This is a genomic window from Burkholderia sp. AU17457, from assembly GCF_002223255.1.
In the GTDB taxonomy this organism is placed as follows: Bacteria; Pseudomonadota; Gammaproteobacteria; order Burkholderiales; family Burkholderiaceae; genus Burkholderia; species Burkholderia sola.
In genome coordinates this window covers 1,602,966-1,626,152 of sequence record NZ_NKFB01000005.1, presented here as the reverse complement: position 1 = coordinate 1,626,152, position 23,187 = coordinate 1,602,966, and the positions used below count along the sequence as shown (strand labels likewise).

22 protein-coding genes and 1 pseudogene are annotated in these 23,187 nt (G+C 68.4%); 14 read left to right on the top strand and 9 right to left on the bottom strand.

Annotated elements, in window-relative coordinates:
- Window position 1 precedes the first annotated feature (1 nt).
- Complete coding sequence (locus CFB49_RS24580) at window positions 2–2,245, bottom strand: TonB-dependent receptor (RefSeq protein ID WP_089492564.1); 2,244 nt, start codon at window positions 2,243–2,245, stop codon at window positions 2–4.
- Between the two features lie 320 nt (window positions 2,246–2,565).
- Here CFB49_RS24580 and CFB49_RS24575 point away from each other — a divergent pair, with 320 nt between their 5' ends.
- Both CFB49_RS24575 and CFB49_RS24570 read left to right on the top strand, forming a co-directional pair.
- A complete protein-coding gene (locus CFB49_RS24575; protein WP_089437123.1) occupies window positions 2,566–2,805 on the top strand; it encodes a FitA-like ribbon-helix-helix domain-containing protein in 240 nt (79 codons plus the stop codon).
- Entirely contained in the window at window positions 2,802–3,221 is a 420-nt protein-coding gene (locus tag CFB49_RS24570; RefSeq protein ID WP_069619354.1) for a type II toxin-antitoxin system VapC family toxin, read from the top strand. The genes CFB49_RS24575 and CFB49_RS24570 overlap by 4 nt, the downstream gene beginning before the upstream one ends.
- 131 nt (window positions 3,222–3,352) lie before the next feature.
- Here CFB49_RS24570 and CFB49_RS24565 read toward each other — a convergent pair whose 3' ends face one another.
- Complete coding sequence (locus tag CFB49_RS24565; protein ID WP_069619353.1) at window positions 3,353–4,648, bottom strand: aspartate carbamoyltransferase; 1,296 nt, start codon at window positions 4,646–4,648, stop codon at window positions 3,353–3,355.
- 245 nt (window positions 4,649–4,893) lie between these two features.
- On the opposite strand from CFB49_RS24565, the gene CFB49_RS24560 reads away from it, so the two are divergent.
- The gene (locus CFB49_RS24560) at window positions 4,894–5,028 is read left to right on the top strand and encodes an entericidin A/B family lipoprotein (protein ID WP_050017418.1); all 135 of its coding nucleotides are present in this window, start codon (window positions 4,894–4,896) and stop codon (window positions 5,026–5,028) included.
- A 94-nt stretch (window positions 5,029–5,122) separates the two neighbouring features.
- Here the strand turns inward: CFB49_RS24560 and CFB49_RS24555 are convergent, their stop codons facing one another.
- The 3 genes from CFB49_RS24555 to CFB49_RS24545 form a co-directional block, all read right to left on the bottom strand.
- On the bottom strand, window positions 5,123–5,671 hold the full coding sequence (locus tag CFB49_RS24555; protein ID WP_069619352.1) for a permease: 549 nt from the start codon (window positions 5,669–5,671) through the stop codon (window positions 5,123–5,125).
- 201 nt (window positions 5,672–5,872) lie between these two features.
- On the bottom strand, window positions 5,873–6,805 hold the full coding sequence (locus CFB49_RS24550) for a DMT family transporter (RefSeq protein WP_089492838.1): 933 nt from the start codon (window positions 6,803–6,805) through the stop codon (window positions 5,873–5,875).
- A 180-nt stretch (window positions 6,806–6,985) separates the two neighbouring features.
- Window positions 6,986–7,780, bottom strand: a complete 795-nt coding sequence (locus tag CFB49_RS24545) for an AraC family transcriptional regulator (RefSeq protein WP_089492563.1) — start codon at window positions 7,778–7,780, stop codon at window positions 6,986–6,988.
- Between the two features lie 170 nt (window positions 7,781–7,950).
- On the opposite strand from CFB49_RS24545, the gene CFB49_RS24540 reads away from it, so the two are divergent.
- Both CFB49_RS24540 and CFB49_RS24535 read left to right on the top strand, forming a co-directional pair.
- Window positions 7,951–8,784, top strand: coding sequence for a molybdenum cofactor biosynthesis F family protein (locus tag CFB49_RS24540; RefSeq protein WP_089492562.1), 834 nt, complete (start codon window positions 7,951–7,953; stop codon window positions 8,782–8,784).
- Window positions 8,781–9,590, top strand: coding sequence for an SDR family oxidoreductase (locus CFB49_RS24535; protein WP_089492561.1), 810 nt, complete (start codon window positions 8,781–8,783; stop codon window positions 9,588–9,590). The genes CFB49_RS24540 and CFB49_RS24535 overlap by 4 nt, the downstream gene beginning before the upstream one ends.
- A gap of 93 nt (window positions 9,591–9,683) precedes the next feature.
- Here CFB49_RS24535 and CFB49_RS24530 read toward each other — a convergent pair whose 3' ends face one another.
- Window positions 9,684–10,361: a dihydrodipicolinate reductase C-terminal domain-containing protein gene (locus CFB49_RS24530; RefSeq protein WP_069619347.1), complete on the bottom strand. Its 678-nt coding sequence runs from the start codon at window positions 10,359–10,361 to the stop codon at window positions 9,684–9,686.
- A 374-nt stretch (window positions 10,362–10,735) separates the two neighbouring features.
- Here CFB49_RS24530 and CFB49_RS24525 point away from each other — a divergent pair, with 374 nt between their 5' ends.
- The 5 genes from CFB49_RS24525 (at window position 10,736) to CFB49_RS24505 (ending at window position 15,547) form a co-directional block, all read left to right on the top strand.
- Entirely contained in the window at window positions 10,736–11,449 is a 714-nt protein-coding gene (locus tag CFB49_RS24525) for an SDR family NAD(P)-dependent oxidoreductase (protein WP_089492560.1), read from the top strand.
- An 88-nt stretch (window positions 11,450–11,537) separates the two neighbouring features.
- Entirely contained in the window at window positions 11,538–12,251 is a 714-nt protein-coding gene (gene creB, locus CFB49_RS24520; protein ID WP_089492559.1) for a two-component system response regulator CreB, read from the top strand.
- A gap of 15 nt (window positions 12,252–12,266) precedes the next feature.
- Entirely contained in the window at window positions 12,267–13,727 is a 1,461-nt protein-coding gene (gene creC, locus CFB49_RS24515; RefSeq protein ID WP_089492558.1) for a two-component system sensor histidine kinase CreC, read from the top strand.
- 105 nt (window positions 13,728–13,832) lie between these two features.
- Window positions 13,833–15,221, top strand: a complete 1,389-nt coding sequence (creD, locus tag CFB49_RS24510; RefSeq protein WP_089492557.1) for a cell envelope integrity protein CreD — start codon at window positions 13,833–13,835, stop codon at window positions 15,219–15,221.
- A gap of 128 nt (window positions 15,222–15,349) precedes the next feature.
- The gene (locus CFB49_RS24505; protein WP_069619342.1) at window positions 15,350–15,547 is read left to right on the top strand and encodes an oxidoreductase-like domain-containing protein; all 198 of its coding nucleotides are present in this window, start codon (window positions 15,350–15,352) and stop codon (window positions 15,545–15,547) included.
- A 90-nt stretch (window positions 15,548–15,637) separates the two neighbouring features.
- Here the strand turns inward: CFB49_RS24505 and CFB49_RS24500 are convergent, their stop codons facing one another.
- Window positions 15,638–17,098 carry an MFS transporter gene (locus CFB49_RS24500; protein WP_089492556.1) on the bottom strand — a complete coding sequence of 487 codons (1,461 nt, stop codon included), beginning with the start codon at window positions 17,096–17,098 and terminating at the stop codon, window positions 15,638–15,640.
- A gap of 147 nt (window positions 17,099–17,245) precedes the next feature.
- On the opposite strand from CFB49_RS24500, the gene CFB49_RS24495 reads away from it, so the two are divergent.
- Entirely contained in the window at window positions 17,246–18,118 is an 873-nt protein-coding gene (locus tag CFB49_RS24495) for a LysR family transcriptional regulator (protein WP_050017430.1), read from the top strand.
- A gap of 60 nt (window positions 18,119–18,178) precedes the next feature.
- Window positions 18,179–18,494 (top strand): annotated as a pseudogene (locus tag CFB49_RS37095) (DUF7660 family protein).
- A gap of 31 nt (window positions 18,495–18,525) precedes the next feature.
- On the opposite strand, the gene CFB49_RS24485 reads toward CFB49_RS37095, so the two are convergent.
- The gene (locus CFB49_RS24485) at window positions 18,526–19,428 is read right to left on the bottom strand and encodes a LysR family transcriptional regulator (protein WP_069619339.1); all 903 of its coding nucleotides are present in this window, start codon (window positions 19,426–19,428) and stop codon (window positions 18,526–18,528) included.
- Window positions 19,429–19,527: 99 nt separating this feature from the next.
- On the opposite strand from CFB49_RS24485, the gene CFB49_RS24480 reads away from it, so the two are divergent.
- A complete protein-coding gene (locus tag CFB49_RS24480) occupies window positions 19,528–20,505 on the top strand; it encodes an NAD-dependent epimerase/dehydratase family protein (RefSeq protein ID WP_089492555.1) in 978 nt (325 codons plus the stop codon).
- Between the two features lie 131 nt (window positions 20,506–20,636).
- Window positions 20,637–22,028 carry an RtcB family protein gene (locus CFB49_RS24475; RefSeq protein WP_069619337.1) on the top strand — a complete coding sequence of 464 codons (1,392 nt, stop codon included), beginning with the start codon at window positions 20,637–20,639 and terminating at the stop codon, window positions 22,026–22,028.
- Between the two features lie 414 nt (window positions 22,029–22,442).
- Here the strand turns inward: CFB49_RS24475 and CFB49_RS24470 are convergent, their stop codons facing one another.
- A complete protein-coding gene (locus CFB49_RS24470) occupies window positions 22,443–23,144 on the bottom strand; it encodes a DUF2848 domain-containing protein (RefSeq protein ID WP_089492554.1) in 702 nt (233 codons plus the stop codon).
- Window positions 23,145–23,187 lie beyond the last annotated feature (43 nt).

Genomic DNA, 23,187 nt, shown 5'->3' with positions numbered 1-23,187 from the left:
ATCAGTAGCGCGCGTTCAGCGTAACGAACGCCGAGCGGCCCGGCGCGATCGACGCATAGTGCGCCGGATACGCCTGATCGAAGTAGGTGCGGTTGAACAGGTTGTTCACGTTCAGCTGCAGGTCGAGCTTCTTGTTGATCCGGTACTGCGCCATCGCGTCGAAGCGCCAGTACGACGGCACGGCGCGCAGGTTCGCGGGATCGCCGAACACTTCCGACATGTAGAACGCGCCGCCGCCGACCGTGAATTTCGGCGTGACGTCGTAGTTCGACCACATCGTGAGGCTGTGCTTCGGCGTGTTCGGGAAGCGGTTGCCGTTGTTCGCGGCGTCCTTGCCGTTGTCGCGCAGTTGGCTTTTCATGTACGTGTAGCCGCCGAACACCTGCCACTGCTTCGTGATCTGGCCGGCGACGCCGAGTTCGAGGCCCTGTACGCGCTTGTTGCCGACCATCGCGTACTGGTTGTTCGGCAGCGTCACGCGCGCGTTCGTCGTGTCGATCTGGAACAGCGCGGCCGTCAGCGACAACTGGTCGTTCAGCATGTTCCACTTGGTGCCGAGCTCGATGCTGCGGTTCTTCTCGGGCGCCATCTGGTCGGCGTTCGGGCCGACGCCGCCGCGGCCCGGCGTCAGCGACTGCGTTTCGCTGCCTTCGCCGAGCAGCATGCCGGCCGGCGTCGACGACGTCGCATACGACGCGTAGATGCTGCCGTTCCGCGCGGGCTTGAACACGAGGCCGGCCTGCCAGTTGAAGAGCGTGTCGTCGCGCGTATAGGTCTTGCCGCCATTCGCCTTGGTATCGGTGAAGCGGGTCGAGTAGTCGTCGACGCGCACGCCGGCGTTCACCTGCCAGCGCGGCGTGATCTCGATCGTGTCGAAGCCGTAGATCGATTTCGTCGTGGTGCGCGCATGCGCGTAGTCGTTGTTGCGCGTGATCGAGCCGGCCCACGGATCGTTCGGGTTCGGCGACCAGAGGCTCGTGCAGTTGTAGCCCGACGCGGCGCCGATGCCTTTCTGGCAGATCGTGCCCTTGTCGGTTGCGACCGTGTACGAATCGCGCTTGCCCCATTCGCGGGACAGCTCGATGCCGGTCGTGAAGCTGTGCTTGAACGGGCCCGTGCGGAATTCGCCGAACAGCTCGGTCAGGTTCGCGAGGCTGTTGATCGAGCTGTCGCGGTTGTTGTTGCGGCGCCAGACCTTGCCGTTGACCACGTTGCCCTGGCTGTCGTCCGGCTGCGTCCAGATGTAGTCCTGCGTCGATTCCGTGTAGCGCGTGGTGTTGCGCACCGTGAGGTTCGGCGTGATGTCGTGCTCGATCTTGATCGTGCTGATGTCCGACGTGGTCTTGCGGAAGTCGCGGTCGATCAGGCCGTAGAAGTTGTGGCGATCGACGGGCGCCGGATAGATCGTGCCGACGTTCGCGGGCTTGTTCGACGTCGTGTAGAAGTACGGGATCCCGCCGTCGGGCATGTCGTCGGTCGACAGGTGGTAGTAGCTCGCGGTCACGCGCGTCGGCGTGCCGAGGCCGAACGCGATCGACGGCGCGACGCCCCAGCGCTCGTTGTTGACGGCGTCGCGGCCGGCGACGTCGTTGTTGTGGCTCATCAGGTTCAGGCGGAACGCGGCGTGATCGGCGAACTGCCAGTTGCCGTCGGCGGTGAAGCGCCGATAGCGGTCGGTGCCGAGGCCCGCGCTCGCGGCGGCCGTCGTGCCGAGATGCGGCGCCTTCGTGATCAGGTTGATGCTGCCGCCCGCGCCGCCACGGCCGCCGTATGCGCCGTCGGAACCCTTGGTGATCTCGACGCGCTCGGTATTGAAGATCTCGCGGGTGGTGGCGCCCGTGTCACGCATGCCGTCGACGAACATGCTGCCCTGCGTGTCGTAGCCGCGGATGAACGGACGGTCGCCGAGCGGGTTGCCGCCTTCGCCGGCGCCGAACGTGATGCCGGGCACCGTGCGCAGCGCTTCGGTCAGCGTCGCCGCGCCGCTGCTCTGGATCAGTTCCTGCGGGATCACGGTGACGGATTTCGGCGTGTCGACGAGCGGCGCGGTGAATTTCGCGGAAGCGGAAAAGTCGGCCTTGTAGCTGTGCTCGGTCTTGCCCTGGATTTCGATCGGCGCGAGGTGGCCTTCGGGGCTGACGGGCGCCGCGGGCGGCGTGCCGTCGGCAAACGCGGGGCTCGCGGCGAGCACGCTGCACAGGGTGGTGAATTTACCGAGCTTTGGCTCGTCGGGACGGGACTTCATGGTGCTTCGACCTCGCGATGTGGCCCCGGGGCGGTGCGTTGCGGAAATGTGCACGCCGCCGGGAATTATTACGATTTGTTTTCAGGCGGCATTCTATGTAATTTCTTGTTGAATGAGAAGCGTTCTTGTTCTCGTTTGCGGGAGGATTGTTGACGAATGTTGCGGAGGGTTGGCGAGGGCTTGCAGGGCCGCGAGGATGGCCGAACGGCCGAATGGAAGAGGTGGGGCGGGCGGCTTACAGTGGTCGAATCTTCTTTCGGCTCAAATGACAGCAAGATGTTAATATGACTGCATTGCAAGCAAATGTAGTGAGGCGCATCATGCCGGTGATTACTGTTCGAAATTTGCCCGACGAAGTGCATCGCGCGCTTCGAATCCGGGCTGCGCAACATGGCCGCAGTACCGAAGCCGAGGTACGCGACATCCTCGAGCAAGCCGTGCAGCCCGGCGGGCGGCCCAGGCTTGGGACGCTGCTGGCGGAAATGGGGCGGGAGGCCGGTGGCATCGATTTCGACGTTCGGCGCGATACATCGCCAACCGATCCGATGAGCTTCGAATGATCCTCGTCGATACCAACGTCATTTCCGAGCCGCTGCGGCGCGAGCCGAACCCAGCCGTGATCGAATGGCTCGACGCGCAGAATGTCGAGACGCTGTTTCTTGCTGCGATCAGTCTGGCGGAAATGCGATTCGGCGTGGCGGCGTTGCCGGAGGGACGCCGGCGGGACTGGCTCGAGCAAAGTATCGAGCGGCGCGTCGTGCCGTTGTTTCGCGGCCGGATCCTGCCGTTCGACGATGCGGCCAGCAAGGCGTACGCGAGCCTTCGCGCGAAAGCGCGTGGTATGGGCAACGCGATGGCGTCTGCCGATGGCTTCATCGCTGCAACCGCCGTCGCGAACGGCTTGATCGTGGCCACGCGCGATGTCGCGCCGTTCGAGGCAGCGGGCCTGCGCGTGATCGACCCGTGGGCCAACTAACGCGGGGTTGCGTGCGCCTGCATTAAAAATGAAAAACGCGCCGTGCAAGTCGGCGCGTTGAATGCGTTACGTCTGCGCGCGGCCCTTGAACTGAAGCGATCTCCCGTGAAGGCGCACGACACCGGCCGCGGTCAGTCGATTCCGTGAAACACGGCATCCTCCGGGCCGAGGTACGCCGGCGGACGCCACGTCGCATCGCGCATCGAGTGCTGGACGAGATTCTCGACACCCAGCAGCACCGCGAAGATCGCCATTCGCACCGGAATGCCGTTGTCGGTCTGCCGGAAGATCGCGAGACGCGGGTCGCGGTTCAGGTCGACCGACAGATCGTTCGCGCCGGGCCGGCTGTCGCGCGGCAGCGGATGCATGATCAGCGTGTCGGGCTTGCATACCGAATCGACGAGCGCCTGGTTGATCTGGAAATCCGGCGTATAGCCTTCGAACGACTCGTCGGTGAAGCGCTCCTTCTGGATCCGCGTTGCATAGACCACATCCGCGCCGCGCAGCCCGGCCGCGAGGTCGTTCGTCTGCTCGACCACATGGCCGTTCGTCGCGATCTGCTCGACGATGTAGGCCGGCATCTCGAGCGTCGGCGGCGACACGAGCGTGAACTTCAGCCCGCGGTACAGCGCGAGCAGCTTGACGAGCGAGTGCACGGTGCGACCGTATTTCAGGTCGCCGACCAGCGCGATGTGCGCGCCGTCGACGATCTTGCCGAGTCGCGAGAATTCGCGCTGGATCGTATACAGGTCGAGCAGCGCCTGGCTCGGGTGCTCGCCGGGGCCGTCGCCGCCGTTGATCACCGGCAGATTGGTCGCGCGGGCGAATTCGGCCACCGAGCCTTTTTCCGGATGACGGATCACGAGCGCGTCGACGTAGCCGGCCATCACGCGGCTCGTGTCGTAGATCGATTCGCCCTTGGCCATCGACGAGAACGTGAAGCCGGTCGTGTCGCACACCGAGCCGCCGAGCCGGCAGAAGGCCGCGCCGAACGACACGCGCGTGCGCGTGCTGGCCTCGAAGAACAGATTGCCGAGCACCGCGCCTTCGAGCACGCGCGAAATCTTGTGGCGCCGCGCGATCGGCTGCATGACGTCGGCCACGCGGAACAGCGCCTCGACCGAATCCCGCGAGAATTGGTCGACCGAGATCAATTGCGGCTTGCCTTCGAACAGGAACTGCTTCGCAAGCCCCTGCTTGTCTACGCTTTGCGTATACTTCTCGCCGTCCGGCTCCGAGCGTTCGACGATTTCCGACACGAAGCGCTCGACGATCTCGGGCATCCCGCGCGATTCCTGCGAATCGTCCGGCAGCAGCCAGGTATCCAGTGCGCGCCGGCTGACGCCGATGCGATTCGCGAATGCCTCCCGCGTCATGTTGAGGCGGCGCATCGCGTCGCGGAGGAAGGCTTGCTGGGGAACGGTCATCGGCGGCTCCTGGGGTGGAAAATATACGCGGTGCGTATATTAGTTCCTGGCGCAATGAAGTCAAGAAAAATCTGCGAGCACGCGCGGTGTGGCGCGCAGGGCACGCGGCGGGGCCGTACTGGCGCGCGGCGCGGCTCTCCGTATAATCAGGTCAGGCCCCGTGTCCGGCAGCGTGCCGGGCGCCACGCCACACACGATTCACACGATCCGCCCGGTCGGGCTTGTTGATTCCAAGGAGAATGAGAATGACGCGTACGATTGCTGCAATGCTGCTGGTGCTGACCGCCGCGCTCGCCGGTTGCAATACGGTCGCCGGCGTGGGCCAGGATATTTCGAAGGGCGGCCAGGCGATCAGCGATTCGGCTGAAAAGGCCAAGTAAGCCGACCGGTTCCGGCATGCAGAAGGCGCCGGGCCTTCCCGCGATGGCGGGGCGGCCCGGCGCTTTTTTTGTGCGCGAGTCGACGCCGGCGGCGTCAGGCGCGTTCCACGAACGCGTAACGGCCTTCGACCTTGCGCGGCGTGAACCAGCCGTAGTCGGGGAACAACCGGTTGCGGACGAACCACACGTAACCCACCAGCACGACCGTGATCGCGAGGCTCGGCAGCGCGGCCGCCGGATCTCGGCCGAGATCGGCGACGGTCTTCGGCATCTGCAACAGCGACAGCAGGATGAACGCGTGATACGCGCCGACACGATGGGTCGCAAAGCCCCAGATGAACAGCAGCGACAGCGGCACGGTCAACGCAACGAATACGGTGACGAGGACGGTGCCGGCGCCGGATGCGAAGAAGTAGTACGCAAGCATCAGGCTGATGACCAACTGGGCGATGCCGAGCGCGATCAGGATCCGGATGTGCACCTTGTTCTTGCGGCAGCGTTCGGGGTCCGGGCGCGACGCGATCAGGTGCGCGAGCACGCGATCCTTGAGCCCCTGTCCGGACAGTTCCGCCAGCGCGTCGGCCTTCCTCGTTCCCGCGGACAGCAGCGCCGCGATTCTTGTTTTGGCTTCCTTCCTGTTCATTGCTTGGCGGATTGTTGTTCGAGGGTGGTCAAAGGGGGCAGCCACGCGAATATTGCATCTTGCGCAGCCGTGCGCAACGGTTTTGCGGTGTGCGGACACATTCTTGCAGTCGCCGGCTGCGTGGCGGCGAAGGCGGGAAGCGGCAGGCGATGCGACGGCACGGAGCCGCCGCCGTTTCCGCCGGGACGCGATGAGCGCGAGTCAGTCGCAGGCGGTCCGCGCAGCGAGCGTCGTGCGTGATTCGACGGACGGCCCGCGTCGTCGCGTCGCGCCGACGAGCATGCCGGCGACGACGAGCGCGATGCCGGCGATACGCGTGCCGGTCAGCGCTTCGCCGAACAGCGCGACGGCGAACAGCACGGCCGAAACCGGCGCGACCGCGGTGAACAGGGCCGCCTCGGTGCCGCTCGTGCGCGCCGAACCCGCATACCAGCACAGGTAGCCGAGCACGGTCGGAATCAGCGCGTAGTACGCGATCGCCGACACGGCGCCGACGGTCCAGCCGCTCTCCACCGCACGCCATTCGAACGCGGCCGGCACGAGCGCGAGCGCGAAGCCGAGGCCTGACATCGCGGTGGAAAGCGCAAGCGGCGGCAACGGCGCGGCAAGCCGCCGGTTGAGCAGGATGAAAACCGCTTCGCATGCGACGGCCGCCAGTACCAGCGCATCGCCGGCAAGCGTCTGCAGCGACGGCATCGCGTGCCCTGGCGCGAACGTGACGAACAGCACACCGGCGGTGGCGAGCGCGGCAGCCAGCCAGTCGCGCGGCGTCTGCGCCTCGCGCAGCACGACGGCCGCGATCAACGTCGACATGGCCGGCAGCGTGCCGAGCATCACCCCCGCATCGAGCGGCGACGACAGCTTCGTCCCGCTGATCAGCAGCACCGTATAGCCGACGCCGCCCGCCGCCGCCTGGATGATGAGCAGCACGGCGTCGCGTGCGGAAACGCGCGGCCAGCGCATGCGCTGCGCGCGCATCAGCGCGAACAGCAGCGGGGTCGCGATCAGGAAGCGCAGCGCGGTGGCCGCGAACGGCGGCAGGCCGCCGGCCGCGAGGCGGCTCGCGATGACGGTGCTGCCGACGCCCGCCATCGCGGCGGCGAGATAGAGATAACCGATCAGTCGTGTCTTCATGCGCCGCATCGTCGCGTACCGGGCGCGGAACGTCTTGAACGAAATTGCAGCGGCGGGGGCGTTGAATACGGTGCGCCGTCGACATGCCAGGACGCAATGGGGCGCGGCTCACGTTGAGCAGCAACCGCCTGCGAATGCAGTGCGCCCGACGGCGTCGCGCTGCGCGCGCGACGGCGCGGCTTAGCCCGCCTGCGTAAACCGCCCCGGCGTGATCCCGAACTGGCGCGCGAACGCGCGCGTCAGGTGGCTCTGATCGGCGAAGCCGGCTTCAGCCGCGGCATCGGCGATCGGCAGGCCGCCGGCTAGCAACGCGCGCGCCAGCCGCGTGCGCGACTGAACCAGATAGGCATGCGGCGTGATGCCGAGCTCGCGCGCGAAGCCGCGCAGCAACTGGAAGCGGCTGACGCCACTCAGGTCGGCCAGTTCGGCGAGCGACACGGGTGCGGCCGGCGCCGCGTCGAGCCGCTCGCGGGCGACGCGGACCGCCGGCGCGACGCCGGCCGCCGGCAGCGTGCGGTTTGCGTGCCGGGCGAGCAAACCGGCGACGAGCATCACGAGCGCTTCGTCGCGGGCCAGCGGCTGGGTTTCGCCTGCGACGATGCGCGCATGCAGCCGGCCGACGGCGGCCGCGAGCCACGCGTCGCGCACGGCCGGATGCGCGAGCTCGACGCCGCCGACGCCTTCTTCCGCCGCGACGCCCGCGACCAGCGCGGGGGCAAGGTACAGCATCCGCCAGCGCCGGCCGGTGCCGGCTTCGAGCGGCGAGCCGTCGTGCATCTCGCCCGGGTTGACCATGATCGTGTCGCCGGCCAGTGCGTCGACCTGCCCGCGGCCGCTCCACGACCGATGCGCACCGCTGACGATCACGCCGACCCCGAATTCGTCGTGCGCGTGGCGCGGAAACGCGCGATCGGATTCGAGGGTGATCGCCTCGATGCCTTCGCCGGTGCGTCGGTAGTGGGTGACACGGTGCATGTGCGCTCCTCGCGCCGGTGGCGGCGCGGATCACGTGCACTTTAGCGCGTTCCGGCGCCGCGCGCCCTTCATCCGTTTGGCGGATACCGCGCGGCGCGCACAACCCGCACCATGTGCGCATGAGCAGCGTACACGGCCCGCCGGGCCTGAAGCTGCGCGGGAGAGGGCAGGTGGAACGACAGGATCCGGTATTCATTCAGGTGGGCGCGCTGGCGGACGGCTTCGCGCCGGACGCGAACGTCCTCGCCCCCGTCGACGCACTCGTCGGGCGGACGCTGACGCTCGGCGACGCATCGGGCGCGTGGCGGGTCTATACGTTCGAGCCGGGCGCGCTGCAGTGGCGCGATGCGGCGACCGGTACGGATGGCCGCGCGGCGTGCCGCGTGACGCGGCTGCGCGACGGGCTGTACTTCGTCGACTACATCGATGCCACCGCTCGGGCGACGTCGGTGAGCCTCGTGATCGATCTCGACACCGGCGTGTGGACGTCGGTCGTCGGTACGCTGCCGACGGAAGCCGACACACGCATCGATGCGTTCACGCGCGTCACGCACGGGCTGCCGCTGACGGCGGTCGATGCGCAATTCCGACACGGTGCGCTCGGCGGCCACGCCCGGCCGGGGCCGCTGCACGCGCCGACGCGCGAGCTGATCGGCAAGCGGACGATGTACCGCTACAGCCCGACCGAATGCTACGAGCACATCTACCTGAACGAGAATTTCTACGCGTGGCAGTGCCTGCAGGGCGTCGAAGGCGGGCTGGCCGATGTCGACCGCTGTCATTACTTCAGGATCGCAGACGAGCTTTACTTGTTCGTGTGGCGTGAGAAGGTGGTGCCGACGCTCGGCGTCGTGCTGATCGATTTCGCGCAGCGCAAGACCGACGGCAAGATCTTCGGCTATCAGGGCAGCGATTTCGGCTCGTTGTCGAATTTCCAGATCGGTGCGTACGCGCAGGTGCTGAACGAAACCGTGCATCCGCTCGGCGACGAGGCGCAGCGATGACTGCCGTGCTCGGCAGCGGCCGCTTGCGTGCGGATTTCAGCGGCCGTGTCGTGCTCGTCACGGGCGCCGCGCAAGGGATCGGCGCGGCGATCGCGCGCCGTTTCGCGGAATCCGATGCGTTCGTCGCAGTCGCCGACCTGAACGGCGATGCGGCAGCCGCGCAGGCCGACGCGCTGGCCCGCGCGGGCGGCGATGCACGCGCGTACCGGGTCGATGCCGCGAGCCGGGCCGAACTCGATGCGCTCGTCGTGGCGGTCGAGCGCGACGGCGGCCGGCTCGATGTCGTCATCCACAATGCCGCGTATTTTCCGTTGACGCCATTCGCGCAGATCGACGAGCCGACGCTCGACCGGACGCTGTCGGTCAACCTGTCGGCGTTGTTCTGGCTTGCGCAGGCCGCGTTGCCGGCATTCGAGCGCGCGGGGGCCGGGCGGCTGCTCGTCACGTCGTCGGTGACGGGGCCGCGCGTCGCCTATCCGGGGCTTGCGCATTACGCGGCGTCGAAGGCCGGCGTGAACGGCTTCATTCGGGCGGCGGCGCTGGAGCTGGCGCGCCGCAACGTGACGGTCAATGGCGTCGAACCGGGGATGATCCGCACGCCGGCGGCCGGCAATCTCGGCGACGCGTCGGTCGCGGCGCAGATCGCGCACGACATTCCGCTGGCGCGGCTGGGCGAGCCGGACGACATCGCGAACGCGATGCTGTTTCTCGCGTCGGCCGACGCGGCATACATCACCGGGCAGACGATCGTCGTCGACGGCGGGGCGACGTTGCCGGAGAGCGGGGCGGTGCTGGGAGAAGGGTAGCGGCGAGCCAGCGAGGGCGGCGGCCGCGGCGAGCCGTGCGGTCATCTGCTGGCGGCCCGCGCCATGGGGCCGTGCCGCACGCCGCCGCCGTGACTACAGCCAGCCGTTGCGGATGAATTCGACGATCGAATAGCGACGAGGCTCGAGATCGTGCTGCCGCACGGCCTCGACGATCCGCGATACGCCATCCGCATAGGGCGTATCGCCGGATACGCGCGATTCGAACTGCAGGCTGCAGGCGCCGTCGTCGATGCGTATCCGATGAACCGCATGGCGGCCGAGCTGATCGGCCGGGATGCCGAATTCGCTGTGCTGAACGGCCGGGTCGCGAACGGAGCGGATGGCTTCCGGTCGCACGCCGAGCGACTGGGCGATGCCGACGGCCGTGCCGGGGACGGACGTCTTGCCGGCCTGATGCGACTCGGTCACGCTGATCTCGCAGTCGCGGAACAGGTGGCCGCTGGTTTCCAGCATGCTCATGAACTTGAGCATCAGGATGTTCGTGTTCGGACACAGCACGACCGGAAAGCCGTACGTTCCTGTTTCGAGGTCGGAGCCGGTCGACAACTCGACGAGCGGGGACGCGGTGGCCTGGCAGAACGCGATCGCCGCGGCGAGTTCGCGGCCGGAACCGGCGTGGACGACGATCGACCGGGCGTCGGTTCGCGTGCTGTCCGACCACGGCATCACGCGACAGGTGGCCGGATCGAGCTTGTGCGAGCCGAGCAACTCGTTGGCGAGCTTGCCGGTTCCGATGACGAGTACTTGCATGGGATGGGCGGGTTGAGGTTCGGGATGCGAGTCGGCGGTGGCGCGGGCCGTCGGCGGGCCAGCCCGGCTGCGTTGTCGCGGGCCATGAGTGCCGGGCATCGCGCATTATGCCCGGCCGTCCGACTGCGTGCTCGTCGACCCGCGCAGGCATCGCACCGTCTCGCGACGTATGGGCCGCGATCTGTTTCGCGATGCCGCCGACGGGTCGCCGCCGGCCTCCCGTCGACCTGTCGCCGATTCCCCTCCCGGCCAGCCACGGTCCGCCGACGGACGAACCGCGCGACCGCACCCTCATCCCGTGCGCACGAACGCGTGAACGGCGCTACGCTGTCGGCATTTCATCCCCATTACCCTCGATCCAGGAGAACACATCGATGGAACACGACCTGAAAGGCAAGGCAGTCGCGATTACCGGCGGCTTCGGTCATCTGGGCGTCGCGACGGCCGCGTGGCTCGGCGAGCGCGGCGCACGCGTCGCGCTGATCGGCCGCGGCGAGGCGCCGGCGGCGCAGGCGCTGCCCGGCGTGCAGGCCGATGCGCTGCGCATCGGCGGCATCGACCTCGTCGATCCGCAGGCCGCCGTACAGGCGCTCGACACGGTCAACCGCGAATTCGGCCGGGTCGACGCGCTGCTGAACATCGCCGGCGCATTCGTGTGGCAGACGATCGCCGACGGCGATGCCGCCACGTGGGACCGCATGTACGAACTGAACGTGAGGACGGCGCTGAACGCGTCGAAGGCCGCGCTGCCGTACCTGGTGGCGAGCCAGGCCGGTCGCATCGTCAACATCGGTGCGGGCGCGGCGTTCAAGGCCGGCGCGGGGATGGGTGCGTATGCTGCCGCGAAGGCGGGTGTCGCGCGGCTCACCGAGGCGCTGGCGGCGGAACTGCTCGATCGCGGCGTGACCGTGAACGCGCTGCTGCCGAGCATCATCGACACGCCGCCGAACCGCAAGGACATGCCGGACGCCGATTTCTCGCGCTGGGTCCGCCCCGAACAGCTCGCGGCGACGATCGGATTCCTGCTGTCGGCCGACGCGCAGGCGATCACCGGTGCGTCGATTCCGGTGAGCGGCCGCGTCGCGTAGTGCGCCGGGGGAGGGCTCGCCAGGTCCGGCCGTGCGTACAATGTCGCACCGGATTGCGCGACCCGGACCCGAGACCGAACCCGACACCATGACTCAGCCCACCATCCTGATCGTCGAAGACGAACAGGCGATCGCGGACACGATCGTCTATGCCCTCGGCACCGACGGCATGCAGACCGTTCACTGCACGCTCGGGCAGGTGGCGCTCGACCGCCTGCGCGACACGCGTGTCGATCTCGTGGTGCTCGACGTCGGCCTGCCGGACCTCAGCGGCTTCGAGGTATGCCGGCGGCTGCGCACGTTCACCGATGTTCCGGTGATTTTCCTGACCGCGCGGCACGACGAGATCGACCGGATCGTCGGGCTCGAGATCGGCGCCGACGATTACGTCGTCAAGCCGTTTTCGCCGCGCGAGCTGGCTGCACGGGTGCGCGTGATCCTGCGCCGCTTCCGCCGGGTGGCCACACCGGAGCCGGCGCCCGCGCCCGCGTCGGCCGACGCGCCTGCACCGGTCGCCGCCGGTTTCACGCTCGATGCCGACGGCGCGCGGGTGGCGTGGCTCGGCCACGCGCTGGACCTCACGCGCTACGAATTCGGGCTGCTTGCGTTGCTGGTCCGGCATCCGGGCCGCATCTACTCGCGCGAACAATTGATGGATCTCGTGTGGCACGAGGCGCCCGATTCGGCCGACCGCACGGTCGACACGCACATCAAGACGCTGCGCGCCAAGCTGCGCGCGATCGATCCCGAGCGCGACCCGATCCGCACGCATCGCGGGATGGGTTATTCGCTGCAACCGTAACGATCGACACCGCCCATGCATATCGGCCTGCGCATCTTCTTCGGATTTTTCCTGATCGTCGGCCTGGCCGCGCTGATCACGCTGCGCGTGTTCGTGCAGGAAGTGAAGCCCGGCGTGCGCGAAGCGATGGAGGACACGCTCGTCGATACCGCGCAGGTGCTGGCGACGCTGGCGGCCGACGACATGGCGACCGGCCATATCGCCGACGGCGCGTTCGCGCGGCAGCTCGGGAAACTGCACGAGCGCCCGGTCAGCGCGAACGTGTGGGGCATTCAGAAGAACGCGATCGGCTACCGTCTCTACATCACCGACGCGCACGGCATCGTCCGCTACGACTCGTCCGGCAGCGCGGTCGGGCAGGACTATTCGCGCTGGAACGACGTGTACCGGACGCTGCGCGGCGAATACGGCGCGCGCAGCACGCGCAGCGATCCGAACGACGACAGCAGCACCGTGATGCACGTGGCGGCGCCGATCCGGCGCGGCAACGAGATCATCGGCGTGCTGACGATCGCGAAGCCGAACCAGACGGTCGCGCCGTTCATCGCGCGCAGCCAGCGCAAGATCATGCTGTACGGCGCGTTGCTGATGGGCGGCGCGATCCTGATCGGCGCCGCGTGCACGTGGTGGCTGGTGCTCGGGCTGCGGCGCCTGCAGCGCTATGCGCGCGCGATCGCGGCCGGCGAGCGCGCGTCGATGCCGCTGCAGGGCGCGAACGAGCTGGCCGAACTCGGGCGCGCGGTGGAAAGCATGCATCAGCGGCTGGAAGACCGGCAGTACGTCGAAACCTACATCCACACGCTCACGCACGAGATGAAGAGCCCGCTGGCCGCGATCAGCGGCGCGGCCGAGCTGTTGCAGGAAGACATGCCGGTCGCGAACCGCCGGCGTTTCACCGAGAACATCCGCCGCCAGGCCGGCCGCCTCGAACAGATGATCCGCAAGCTGCTCGCGCTGGCCGAGGTCGAGCAGAAGCAGCGGCTGTCGGTGCACGAGCCGGTCGCGCTGCGGCCGGTGCTCGAACAGCTCGTCGACGATATCGAGCCGCGCGCGCGGCAGCGCGGCGTGAGCCTGCGGATCGAAGCGAACGATGCGGCTGACGGGGCCGATGCGCCGGTCGTCGACGGCGATCCGTTCCTGCTGCGGCAGGCGCTCGGCAACCTGCTCGACAACGCGCTGGATTTCGCGCCGCAGGGCAGCACGATCCGGATCGCGCTCGAGCGGCAGCCGGCGGGCAAGGCGCACGTCGCCGTGGTGCGCGTCGCCGACGACGGCCCCGGCGTGCCCGACTATGCGCTGTCGCGCGTGTTCGAACGCTTCTATTCGCTGCCGCGTCCCGACGGGCAGGATCGCAGCACGGGCCTCGGGCTGTGTTTCGTCCGCGAAGTCGCGATGCTGCACCACGGCCGGGTCGCGCTCGCGAACCGCGCGGAAGGCGGCGCGTGCGCGACGCTCACGCTGCCGTCGGCGGGCTGACCGCGCGCTTCACGCTCGCCACACATTCGCTTCACGCCGGCTTCAATCGCCCTTCACCGGGGCCGCTCATGCTGACCGTACCTTCCACTCCGGTACCTGTCAGCAATGAATCGAGTCCTGTTGTTCAAGTCCATGATCACCGCGCTCCTGGCGCTCGCGATCCTGATCCCGCTGCAGATGGTCCAGAGCATCGTGCGGGAACGCGCCGACTATCGGCAGAGCGCGCTCCAGAGCATCTGGGCGAGCTACGCGGGCCCGCAGACGGTGACGGGGCCGGTGCTCGTCGTCCGTTACACGGAAGTCACGCGCGTCAGCGACGACGTGCGTGCCGGCGGCAAGGCGAAAACCAGCCTGAAAAGCGAGACGAAACGGCTGCTCGTGTTTCCGAAGACGCTGAACGTGGACGGCACGCTGTCGGTCAGCGTGCGCTATCGCGGCATCCACAAGGCGCTCGTGTACGGGCTCGACAGCCGGATGACGGGCACGCTGCCGCTGCCGGACCTGAAGAAGCTGCCGCAGGCCGACGGCCACGTGAGCTTCAAGATCGACGGCGCGTATGTCGCACTCGGCATCGGCGACCTTCGCGGGTTGAAGGCGCAGCCCGACCTGCGCATCGAAGGCAAGCGGATCGACGTGGAGCAGGGCACGCGGCTCGAGGGCCTGCGCCAGGGCGTGCATGCGAACGTCGATCTCGCGGCGCTGGCGGACGCAAACGCAGGCGCGGCGGTCGTGCCATTCAGCATCGGCCTGCCGCTGGCGGGCGCCGAATCGGTCGCGTTCGCGCCGGTGGGCGACCAGAACGACTTCTCGCTGAAATCGACGTGGCCGCATCCGAGCTTCGGCGGCGAATTCCTGCCGGCCGATCGCACGATCGACGCGCGCGGCTTCGTCAGCAACTGGCACGTGACGTCGTTCAACACGAAGGCGCGCGAGCAAGTGGCGGCCGGCGCCGGCGACGGCGAGATCGAGATGGCGTCGGTGTCGGTGATCGAGCCCGTGAACGTCTATCTGCAGGCCGAGCGCGCGACGAAATACGGCGCGTTGTTCGTGATGCTCACGTTCGCGAGCTTCTTCATGTACGAGCTCGTGAAGCGGCTGCGCATTCACCCGATCCAGTACACGCTGGTCGGCCTGTCGCTCGCGCTGTTCTTCCTGCTGCTGCTGAGCCTGTCCGAGCACATTGCGTTCGGCTATGCGTATCTCGCGGCGAGCGGCGCATGCATCGGGCTGCTCGGCTTCTACCTGTCGTTCGTGCTGCACAGCGTGAAGCGCGGCGCGACGTTCACGACGCTGCTCGCGATGCTGTACGGGGCGCTCTACGGACTCCTGCTGTCGGAAGACAATGCGCTGATGCTCGGTTCGCTGCTGCTGTTCGCGATTCTCGCCGGCATCATGATGCTCACGCGCCGCGTCGACTGGTATTCGCTCGGCGCCGCGTGGCAGCCGCTGGCCGACAAGCCGGCGGCGGTGAAGCCGGGCGCGTCGGCGAAGTAGGCGAGCGAGCGGGTGGGCTCGGCGATCGCGCAGTGAGGGACGCGTTCGTCGTCGCCCGCCCGGCTTGCCGAACGCGGCGGCGGCCCGGATCGCCCTATACTGACCGCCCCACATTACCGGACCACGCCGTGCCGAACCAAGCTTCCGGAGATCCGTCCATCGACGATCCCCGTCCGACCCCGCCCATCCAACCCGAACTGGAAGACTGCTGCAACAGCGGCTGCTCGCCGTGCGTCTTCGACCTGTACGACGAAGCGCTCGCGCGCTATCGCGTCGAACTGGCCGAATGGGAGGCGCGGCAGGCAGAGCGCGAGCATCGCAAATAAACCGGACGCCGGCGAGCGGCCATGCGTTGCATGCGCCGCGTCTGTTGCCGGTGTTGGACTGACGAGGCCAATCCCGTGGCGCACCAGGCGTCACGCATCCGCATGCAGCCGCCGATGCAGCGGCCCGAGCGCCATCGACAATGCAATGCAGCCCAGCAACACGATCGTCAGCGTGAACATCGACGTCCTGAACCCCTGCACGTAATCAAGTGCGGCCGGATGGACGCCGAGCCGCGCGAAGAACACGCCGCCGATCGTCGCGGCGCCGACCGCCGCGCCGATCTGCAGCATCGCACTGACCATCCCCGACGCGACCCCCGCGCGCGCCGCATCGACTTCCGCGAGCACGATCCGCACGACCGACGGCAGCACGAGCCCTTGCCCGATGCCGATCGCCGCGATGCCCGCATAGAAGCCGGGCCCCGGCGCGCTGTCGCGGGCGAGCGCGGCGGCGATCGCGACGCCGGCCGCGAGCATCGCGAAGCCGAGCGTGAGCACGCGATATCCGCCGAAGCGGGCGACGAGGCGCGTCGTCAGCAGCGGGCTCGCGAGGAAGCCGAGCCCGAGCGGCAGGATCGCGAACCCGGACGCGAGCGGCGACCAGTTCAGGCAGCCCTGCAGATAGATCCCGTAGCTCAGGAAGAACGCGCTGAGCATGTAGAACAGGAACGCGAGCAGAAGCCCGAGCGCGACGACCGGGTTGCGGAACAGCCGCACGTCGAGCAGCGGATCGTGGCCGCGCGCGAGCCGGCGCGCTTCGACCGTCAGCAGCGCGCCGAGCATCGGCAGCGCCCCGATGCCGCACGCGATCATCCACAGCGGCCAGCCGGCTTCCCGACCGTGCGTGAGCGGGTACACGATCATCAGCAGGAACAGCGACATCAGCACCGTGCCCGGCACGTCGATGCGCTGGCCGCGCGGCGCGCGGTTTTCCGGGATGAAGCGCCAGCTGCCGAGCAGCGCCAGGATGCCGATCGGCAGATTGACGAGAAAGATCGCGCGCCACCCGAGCCCGAACGGATGCAGGCTGATCAGCGCGCCGCCGCCGAGCTGGCCGATCACGGCCGCGAGGCCGAACGCGAACCCGTAGAAGCCCATCACGCGCACCTGTTCCTGCGGGCTGAACACGCTGCGGATCGTCGCGAGCACCTGCGGCGCGAGGATCGCGGCGAACAGGCCCTGCAGCACGCGGCCCCCGACGAGCACCGTGCCGTTGTCGGCGAGCCCGCACAGCGTCGACGCGAGCACGAAGCCGGCCATGCCGACCATGAACATGCGCTTGCGTCCGTACAGGTCACCGAGCCGCCCCCCGGTGATCTGGACGACCGCGTTCGCACACGCATAGGCGGACACGACGAGCTGCAACTCGGCCTGGCGCGCGCCAATGCCGTCGCGAATGGCCGGGAGCGCAAGATTCACGATGAAGTAGTCGAGCGGCGGCAGAATGGCGCCGACCAGCAGGACCACGAGCGCCCAGCCGTGGTGGCCGCGCGGCGTCGCCGCGGCAGCCGCGCCGGCCGGCGCGCAGGGAGCGAGGGTGTTGTTCGTCATGATGAAAGCAGATCCAAAGAATGAGGGCCGGATAGACGATCGACGCAATCCGGCCGTTGACCTCTTATTCTGGGTATCGCCCGTGATTCGGAAAAGCGGGAAAGAGTGGTAGCATCCATCGGGTTATTCGATGGATGGAGGATGGCGATGCGCGGTTTCGACCTGGATCAGTTGCGCACTTTCGCGGCGGTCGCGGACGCCGGCAGCCTGACGGCCGCCGCGCCGCTCCTGCACCTGTCGCAGTCGACGGTCAGCGAGCAGGTGCGCAAGCTCGAATCGCGCGCCGGCGTGCCGTTGTTCGTGCGCAGCAAGCGCGGCGTCGAGCCGACGCCGGCCGGCTCGCGGCTGCTGCAGCACGCGCGGCGCATCGTCGCGCTGAACGAGGCCGCGTTCGACGAGCTGCGCGGGCAGGCGATCAAGGGCGAGCTGCGCGTCGCGATCACCGACTACTACCGCACGAATGAAGTGGCGGGCATGCTGGCGCGGCTGCGGGAGTGCTACCCGCAATTGAGCCTGCACGTGAGCGCGATGAAGAGCGCGGAGATCGAAGCGGCGCACGCACGCGGGCAGATCGATCTCGGCGTGGTGATGAACATGTCGAGCGGGCCGTTCCGGCCGGTGTCGGCCGACACGCGCTGGGTGCTGCGTCGCGAACCGTTGTCATGGGTCGCGTCGCCGGCGCTCGCCGAGCAGTTGCCCGAGCCGCTGCCGCTGGTGCTGCTGCCGGACGACTGCATGATGCATCAGGTCGCGGTGCGCTCGCTCGACGAGCAGCACACGCCGTACGTGCTCGTGCACAGCGCGTCGGGCGTCGCGGGGTTGCAGTCGATGCTCGCGGCGGGGCTTGGGGTCGGCTGCCTGTGCGCGTCGGCGATCGGTGACGGCCTGATGCGGCTCGGCACCAAATACCGGCTGCCGCCGCTGCCCGACGCGGTGTTTTCGCTGACGCCGCCGCTGCCGGGCGAACGTGAAACCGTCACCCAGGCGCGCGAGGTGCTGTCGCGTCAACTGCTGATGTAAAACCATGCCGCGCGACACGCGGCGGCGCGTCATCGAGAGGCGCGCCAGGGGGCCACGGACATGAACGATGAGCTGAAGAGCGAGATGGCCGCGAAGCTGCAGGATGCGCTGGAACGCGTGGTCGACGAGCGTTCGCTGATTCACTTCCTGCGCGTGCTCGGCCTGGCACACGGAGCGGCAGCTCGAGGCCGACGCGCCGCTGTCGCCATACGCGCACGCCGCGCTCGGTTGGGAAAATCGTTCGATCGGCGAATACCTGGAAGCGATGATCGACTGGGCCGAGGCGTCGGAAGAGGGGCTGCGCTTCTATGACGTGCCCGACAATCCTTGGCGGCGCATCGCCGATATCCTGTTCGCCGGCAAAATCTACGAATAGCGGCGGCCGCGCTATTCGTGCCCGCGGCTTTCTACTCGGCGACCTCACCGTCCGCATACGCACGCAGCCCGTTGGCCAGTGCATCGAACACGGCGCGGCAGCGCGGGCTCGTCCGCAGGTCTTCGTGCATCACGACCCAGGTTTCCAGCCGCATCGCGGGCCCGTCGGGCAGCACGCGCACGAGCCGCGCGTCGCGTTTCGCGAGCGCCGTCTGGCAGAAGCCGATCCCGTAGCCGGCGCGGATCATCGCGAGCTGCGCGAGATTGCTGTCGGTGCGTAGCGCGAACGCATCGCGCTTCCAGAGCGGCAGTCCACGCCCCGCCGAGCGGATGAACGGCGTGACCGTATCGAAGCCGATCAGCGCGTGATGCGCGAGTGCGTCGCTCGTCGCGGGCGCGCCGTGGTGCGCCAGGTAATCGTCGCGCGCATACAGCCCGACCTCGATGTCGCCGACGCGTCGCGCGACGAGCGCGTCCTGCGCGGGCGGCGCCATCCGGACCGCGATGTCGGCCTCACGCTTCAGCACGTCCTGGATGCGGTCCGTCGGCACCAGTTCGATCACGAGCCCCGGATGGTCGCGCCGTAACTGCGCGAGCATCGGCGGCAGCACCTCGACGGCGATCACGTCGCTGGCCGAGATCCGCACGATGCCGCGCACGCCGGCGCCGTGGCTGGCCGCCGCGCGCTCGAACGCGGCCGCCGCGCTGCGCAGCGCCTCCGCATGGCCGCGCAGCGCGAGCGCGGCCTCCGTCGGCAGCAGGCCCGACGGCGAGCGCGTGAACAGCGTCTGGCCGAACGCGGCTTCGAGCGCCGCGACGTGGCGGCCGGCCGTCGGCTGGGTGATGCCGAGCGCGCGCGCCGCGCCGGACAGCGAGCCTTCCGTCAGCACCGCGAGGAAGGTGCGGTAGCGTTCCCAGTTCAGATCGGTGGTCATGCATAAATGTATAGCCGATCTGCCAGGTTCGGCAATTCCTTGATAGCGACCGGCGCGCCAGAATGCGTGTCGTGAGGGTGTCATTCAAGGAGAGCGGCAATGTTGGCAAACGCAGGCGGGGCGCAACGGCAGGCACTCGTGCTGGGTGCGAGCGGCGGGATCGGCGGGGAAGTCGCGCGGCAATTGCGCGATGCGGGCTGGCGGGTGCGCGCGCTCAAGCGCGGGCTTGACGCCGGGGGCGTGGAGCGCGACGGCATCGCATGGTTGCGCGGCGACGCGCTGGATCGCGAGGCGGTGGTGCGCGCCGCGCGCGGCTGCAGTGTGATCGTGCATGCGGTGAACCCGCCCGGATACCGGAACTGGGCCACGCAGGTGCTGCCGATGATCGACAACACGATTGCGGCGGCCCGGGCCGCGCAGGCCACCGTCGTGCTGCCGGGCACGGTCTACAACTTCGGCACCGATGCGTTTCCCGTGCTGCGGGAAGATGCGCCGCAGCATCCGGCGACCCGCAAGGGCGCGATCCGCGTCGAACTGGAGCGGCGGCTGCAGGACGCGAGCGTGCACGGCGTGCGGGCGATCGTCGTGCGGGCCGGCGATTTCTTCGGGCCGCAGCTCGGCAACAGCTGGTTCTCGCAGGGGCTGATCAAGCCGGGGCGGCCCGTCGCGACCATCAGCGTGCCGAGCCGCGGCGTCGGCCATCAATGGTCGTACGTGCCGGACGTGGCCCGCACGATGGTCGAGCTGATCGAGCGGCGCGAGACGCTGGAGCCGTTCGCGCGTTTTCATCTGGGCGGGCATTGGGATGAAGACGGCATGCAGATGGCGCAGGCCGTGCAACGCGTCGCGCAGCGGCACGGCATGCGGCCGACGCTGCGCGACTTCCCGTGGTGGCTCGTGTGGGTGGCCGCGCCGTTCGTCACGACGCTGCGCGAATTGCTCGAGATGCGTTACCTGTGGCGCGAACCGATCCGGATGGACAACGCGCGCGTGACCGCGGTGCTCGGCCGCGAGCCGGTGACGCCGCTCGATACGGCGGTGGAGGCGACGCTGGCGGGGCTCGGGTGTCTCGGGTGAGCCACGGTCGTCGCGGATGTCGCGCGGCTCTGCTATGATCCGCGCTTCCTTCCTCGACGCTGCTGCAGGAAGGTACCCACGACCGCCGGAATGCCGGGGGTCGCGTCGTACCTTTTTCATTTCCAGCAGCGATGTCTACTTTCCCTCGTCTGAAAAAAGCCTTGCAGCGGCAAGGCATCCATGTCGACCATCAGGCCGGCATCTACCATTTGCGCAATGAACAGTCGCAGGCTTCCGTGCTGCTGCCCGATTCGCTCCCGCTCGAGGAGAAGGCCGTGCAGCAGCTGCTCGCGTTCGCCGCGGTCCGGTCGCCCGATGGCCGCCACGGCGTCTGCAAGGCGTGCGCGACGCCCGATTTCCATCCGGGCGGCGTCGCGCCGGTCGGCTCGGTCGTCGCGACCGACGACGCGTTCGTGATTCCGGCCGCGATCGGCACCGACATCAACTGCGGGATGCGCCTCGTCACGACGGGTCTCAAGCGCTCGGCCCTCGCGCCATTCGAAGCGGCGCTCGTCGAGCGGCTCACGCGTACGATTCTCGCGGATCGCCGGGACGTGCCGGTCGGCGGCGACGCATTTCGCGCGCTGTTCGACGCGGGCCCGGCGGCATTCATCGACCGCGTGGCGCGGCAGGGGCTGTGGCAGCAGGTCGACCGCGACCGGCTGGCCGCTGAACTGTCGTCGTGCATCGGTCTCGCCGGGTTCGACGGCAGCGCGAAGTATGCGCCGGACGCGCATGTCGGCTCGCGCGACATGTTTCGCGACCCGAGCCTGGGCACGCCGGGCTCGGGCAACCATTTCGTCGAACTCCAGATCGTCGACGCGGTGTTCGACCGGCATGCGGCGTACCGCGCCGGGCTCGCGAAGGACGATGTCGTCGTGATGATTCACAGCGGCTCGCGCGATGTCGGCTTCTACGTCGGGCGGCGCTGGATGGATCGCGCGCGTGCCGCGTGGCCGGCCGGCGTCAGGCATCCGGAGAGCGGCCTGTACGGTCTGTCCGGCGAACTGGCGCGCGAATACCTCGTCGCGATGGGCACGGCCGCGCGCTATGCATGGCTGAACCGCGTCGTTCTCGCGGAAATGGTGCGCAAGGAGCTGGCGGAGCTGACCGGCGCGACCGGATCGGCGCTCGTGGTCGACGTGCCGCACAACGTCGTGCTGCGCGAGAACGGCATGAACATCCACCGCAAGGGCGCGACACCCGCGCGCGATGGCGATTTCGCGCTGATTCCCGGCTCGATGGGCGACGCGTCGTTTCTGGCGACGGGGCTCGGCCATCCCGACTGGCTGTGGTCATGCAGCCACGGCGCGGGCCGGAGCGTGCGCCGTCAGGCGTTGCGAAGGATGCGTACCGAGCACGCGCCCGGTACGTGGCGATGCGTGACGTTGCGCGACGAACGCCGGATCGAGGAGGCGCCGGAGGCCTACAAGCCGATCGGGCCGGTGATCGACTCGCAGGAGCAGGCCGGGCTGATCCGAAGTGCGGTCCGGCTGAAACCGTGGATCACGTTCAAGGCGTGACGGGCGATGGCGCGTGCGCGTTGCGTCGCCGCCATTTTCTGCGTCACGCGCAGCCACGCACCTCGACCGCTTTCCGGTGCGTCGGGCCATGCCCGGCACCGGAGCGTCGGACAGAATCGAAGCACCCGCGGGGCAACAATTTTCCACATACCCGCGCGCATCCGATGAGCATCATGTCGTCAACGTCGATCAACGGGAAACGGGGGCGAGATGTTGCATTTCGGCTGGAAAGCGTCGGTTGCGGGAGCAATCATGTTCACGTTGAGCGGGTGTACCAACCTGGCCGGTGTGCTGTCCTGCGGCAACTCGCAGTTCAACTTCCCGGACTATCACTGCTTCGAGTCGTACCGGTAGGAACAGGCGTCACGACCGACAGCCGTGGCGCCCGCGTCCCGTGCGGTTTTCCGTTCGCCGTCAAGCCACGACCGGCAACACCTCGACTGCGTAGCGATGCGTGAGACTGCGTCCGAGCACCGGATCGTGCAGCTCCATCTCGAACGCATCGCCGTTGCTCATCGTCGCGATCGTGCCGTGCACGGCGACCGTGCCGCCATACATCGCGCAGCGTGCGGGCATCGCGCGGCGATCGTCGAACCGCTGCCACAGCGTGTCGGGCGCGAGCAGGCCGCTGACCGCGCCGTGTTGATACGCCGTCCGCTCGCCGTCGCGCGTAATCAGCCACGAACGCATCTCGAGCGCATCCCAGTGATCGGCGACATCCGCATGGCGCCACGCGTCGCGGCCGAGCGGCTTCGCGCACACCTGCTTCGACACGGCGACGCCGTACGCCTCGACTTCGCGATCGGTGTGATCGGAGCCGACCGTGACCAGCGTGCCGGCCGGGCTGTCGACCAGCACGCATTCGATCTCGCCGCCCGAGCGCGCGCCGAGCACGCCGATCGAAGGCGCCTGCGTGAGCAGTGCCGACGACACGCGATAGAAGCACGGCGTGGTCGATGGCGGCGCGACGCCGAGCGCAGCGAGTTCGTCGATGTGCGCGCGGATCGCGGCCGGGTCGCGGCCGGCCCAGCCGGCGATCACGACGCGCTCGATGTCGACGTCGACGGCGGCCGGCGCGCGTTGCAGGGAAATCACGTTGAACGACAGGGTGGGCATGCAGATATCCGTTTGAAGTGCGAAGGAACGATGCGGCTGGCGG

What these genes read in the sequence shown, in the direction of transcription:
- CFB49_RS24570 (WP_069619354.1), top strand. Translation starts at nt 2,802, where the DNA reads ATGATCCTCGTCGATACCAACGTCATTTCCGAGCCGCTGCGGCGCGAG.
- CFB49_RS24565 (WP_069619353.1), bottom strand. Translation starts at nt 4,648, where the DNA reads ATGACCGTTCCCCAGCAAGCCTTCCTCCGCGACGCGATGCGCCGCCTC.
- creB (WP_089492559.1), top strand. Translation starts at nt 11,538, where the DNA reads ATGACTCAGCCCACCATCCTGATCGTCGAAGACGAACAGGCGATCGCG.
- CFB49_RS24500 (WP_089492556.1), bottom strand. Translation starts at nt 17,098, where the DNA reads ATGACGAACAACACCCTCGCTCCCTGCGCGCCGGCCGGCGCGGCTGCC.
- CFB49_RS24530 (WP_069619347.1), bottom strand. Translation starts at nt 10,361, where the DNA reads ATGCAAGTACTCGTCATCGGAACCGGCAAGCTCGCCAACGAGTTGCTC.
- CFB49_RS24470 (WP_089492554.1), bottom strand. Translation starts at nt 23,144, where the DNA reads ATGCCCACCCTGTCGTTCAACGTGATTTCCCTGCAACGCGCGCCGGCC.
- CFB49_RS24485 (WP_069619339.1), bottom strand. Translation starts at nt 19,428, where the DNA reads ATGACCACCGATCTGAACTGGGAACGCTACCGCACCTTCCTCGCGGTG.
- creC (WP_089492558.1), top strand. Translation starts at nt 12,267, where the DNA reads ATGCATATCGGCCTGCGCATCTTCTTCGGATTTTTCCTGATCGTCGGC.
- CFB49_RS24560 (WP_050017418.1), top strand. Translation starts at nt 4,894, where the DNA reads ATGACGCGTACGATTGCTGCAATGCTGCTGGTGCTGACCGCCGCGCTC.
- CFB49_RS24525 (WP_089492560.1), top strand. Translation starts at nt 10,736, where the DNA reads ATGGAACACGACCTGAAAGGCAAGGCAGTCGCGATTACCGGCGGCTTC.
- CFB49_RS24495 (WP_050017430.1), top strand. Translation starts at nt 17,246, where the DNA reads ATGCGCGGTTTCGACCTGGATCAGTTGCGCACTTTCGCGGCGGTCGCG.
- CFB49_RS24575 (WP_089437123.1), top strand. Translation starts at nt 2,566, where the DNA reads ATGCCGGTGATTACTGTTCGAAATTTGCCCGACGAAGTGCATCGCGCG.
- creD (WP_089492557.1), top strand. Translation starts at nt 13,833, where the DNA reads ATGAATCGAGTCCTGTTGTTCAAGTCCATGATCACCGCGCTCCTGGCG.
- CFB49_RS24545 (WP_089492563.1), bottom strand. Translation starts at nt 7,780, where the DNA reads ATGCACCGTGTCACCCACTACCGACGCACCGGCGAAGGCATCGAGGCG.
- CFB49_RS24550 (WP_089492838.1), bottom strand. Translation starts at nt 6,805, where the DNA reads ATGAAGACACGACTGATCGGTTATCTCTATCTCGCCGCCGCGATGGCG.
- CFB49_RS24535 (WP_089492561.1), top strand. Translation starts at nt 8,781, where the DNA reads ATGACTGCCGTGCTCGGCAGCGGCCGCTTGCGTGCGGATTTCAGCGGC.
- CFB49_RS24480 (WP_089492555.1), top strand. Translation starts at nt 19,528, where the DNA reads ATGTTGGCAAACGCAGGCGGGGCGCAACGGCAGGCACTCGTGCTGGGT.
- CFB49_RS24475 (WP_069619337.1), top strand. Translation starts at nt 20,637, where the DNA reads ATGTCTACTTTCCCTCGTCTGAAAAAAGCCTTGCAGCGGCAAGGCATC.
- CFB49_RS24580 (WP_089492564.1), bottom strand. Translation starts at nt 2,245, where the DNA reads ATGAAGTCCCGTCCCGACGAGCCAAAGCTCGGTAAATTCACCACCCTG.
- CFB49_RS24555 (WP_069619352.1), bottom strand. Translation starts at nt 5,671, where the DNA reads ATGAACAGGAAGGAAGCCAAAACAAGAATCGCGGCGCTGCTGTCCGCG.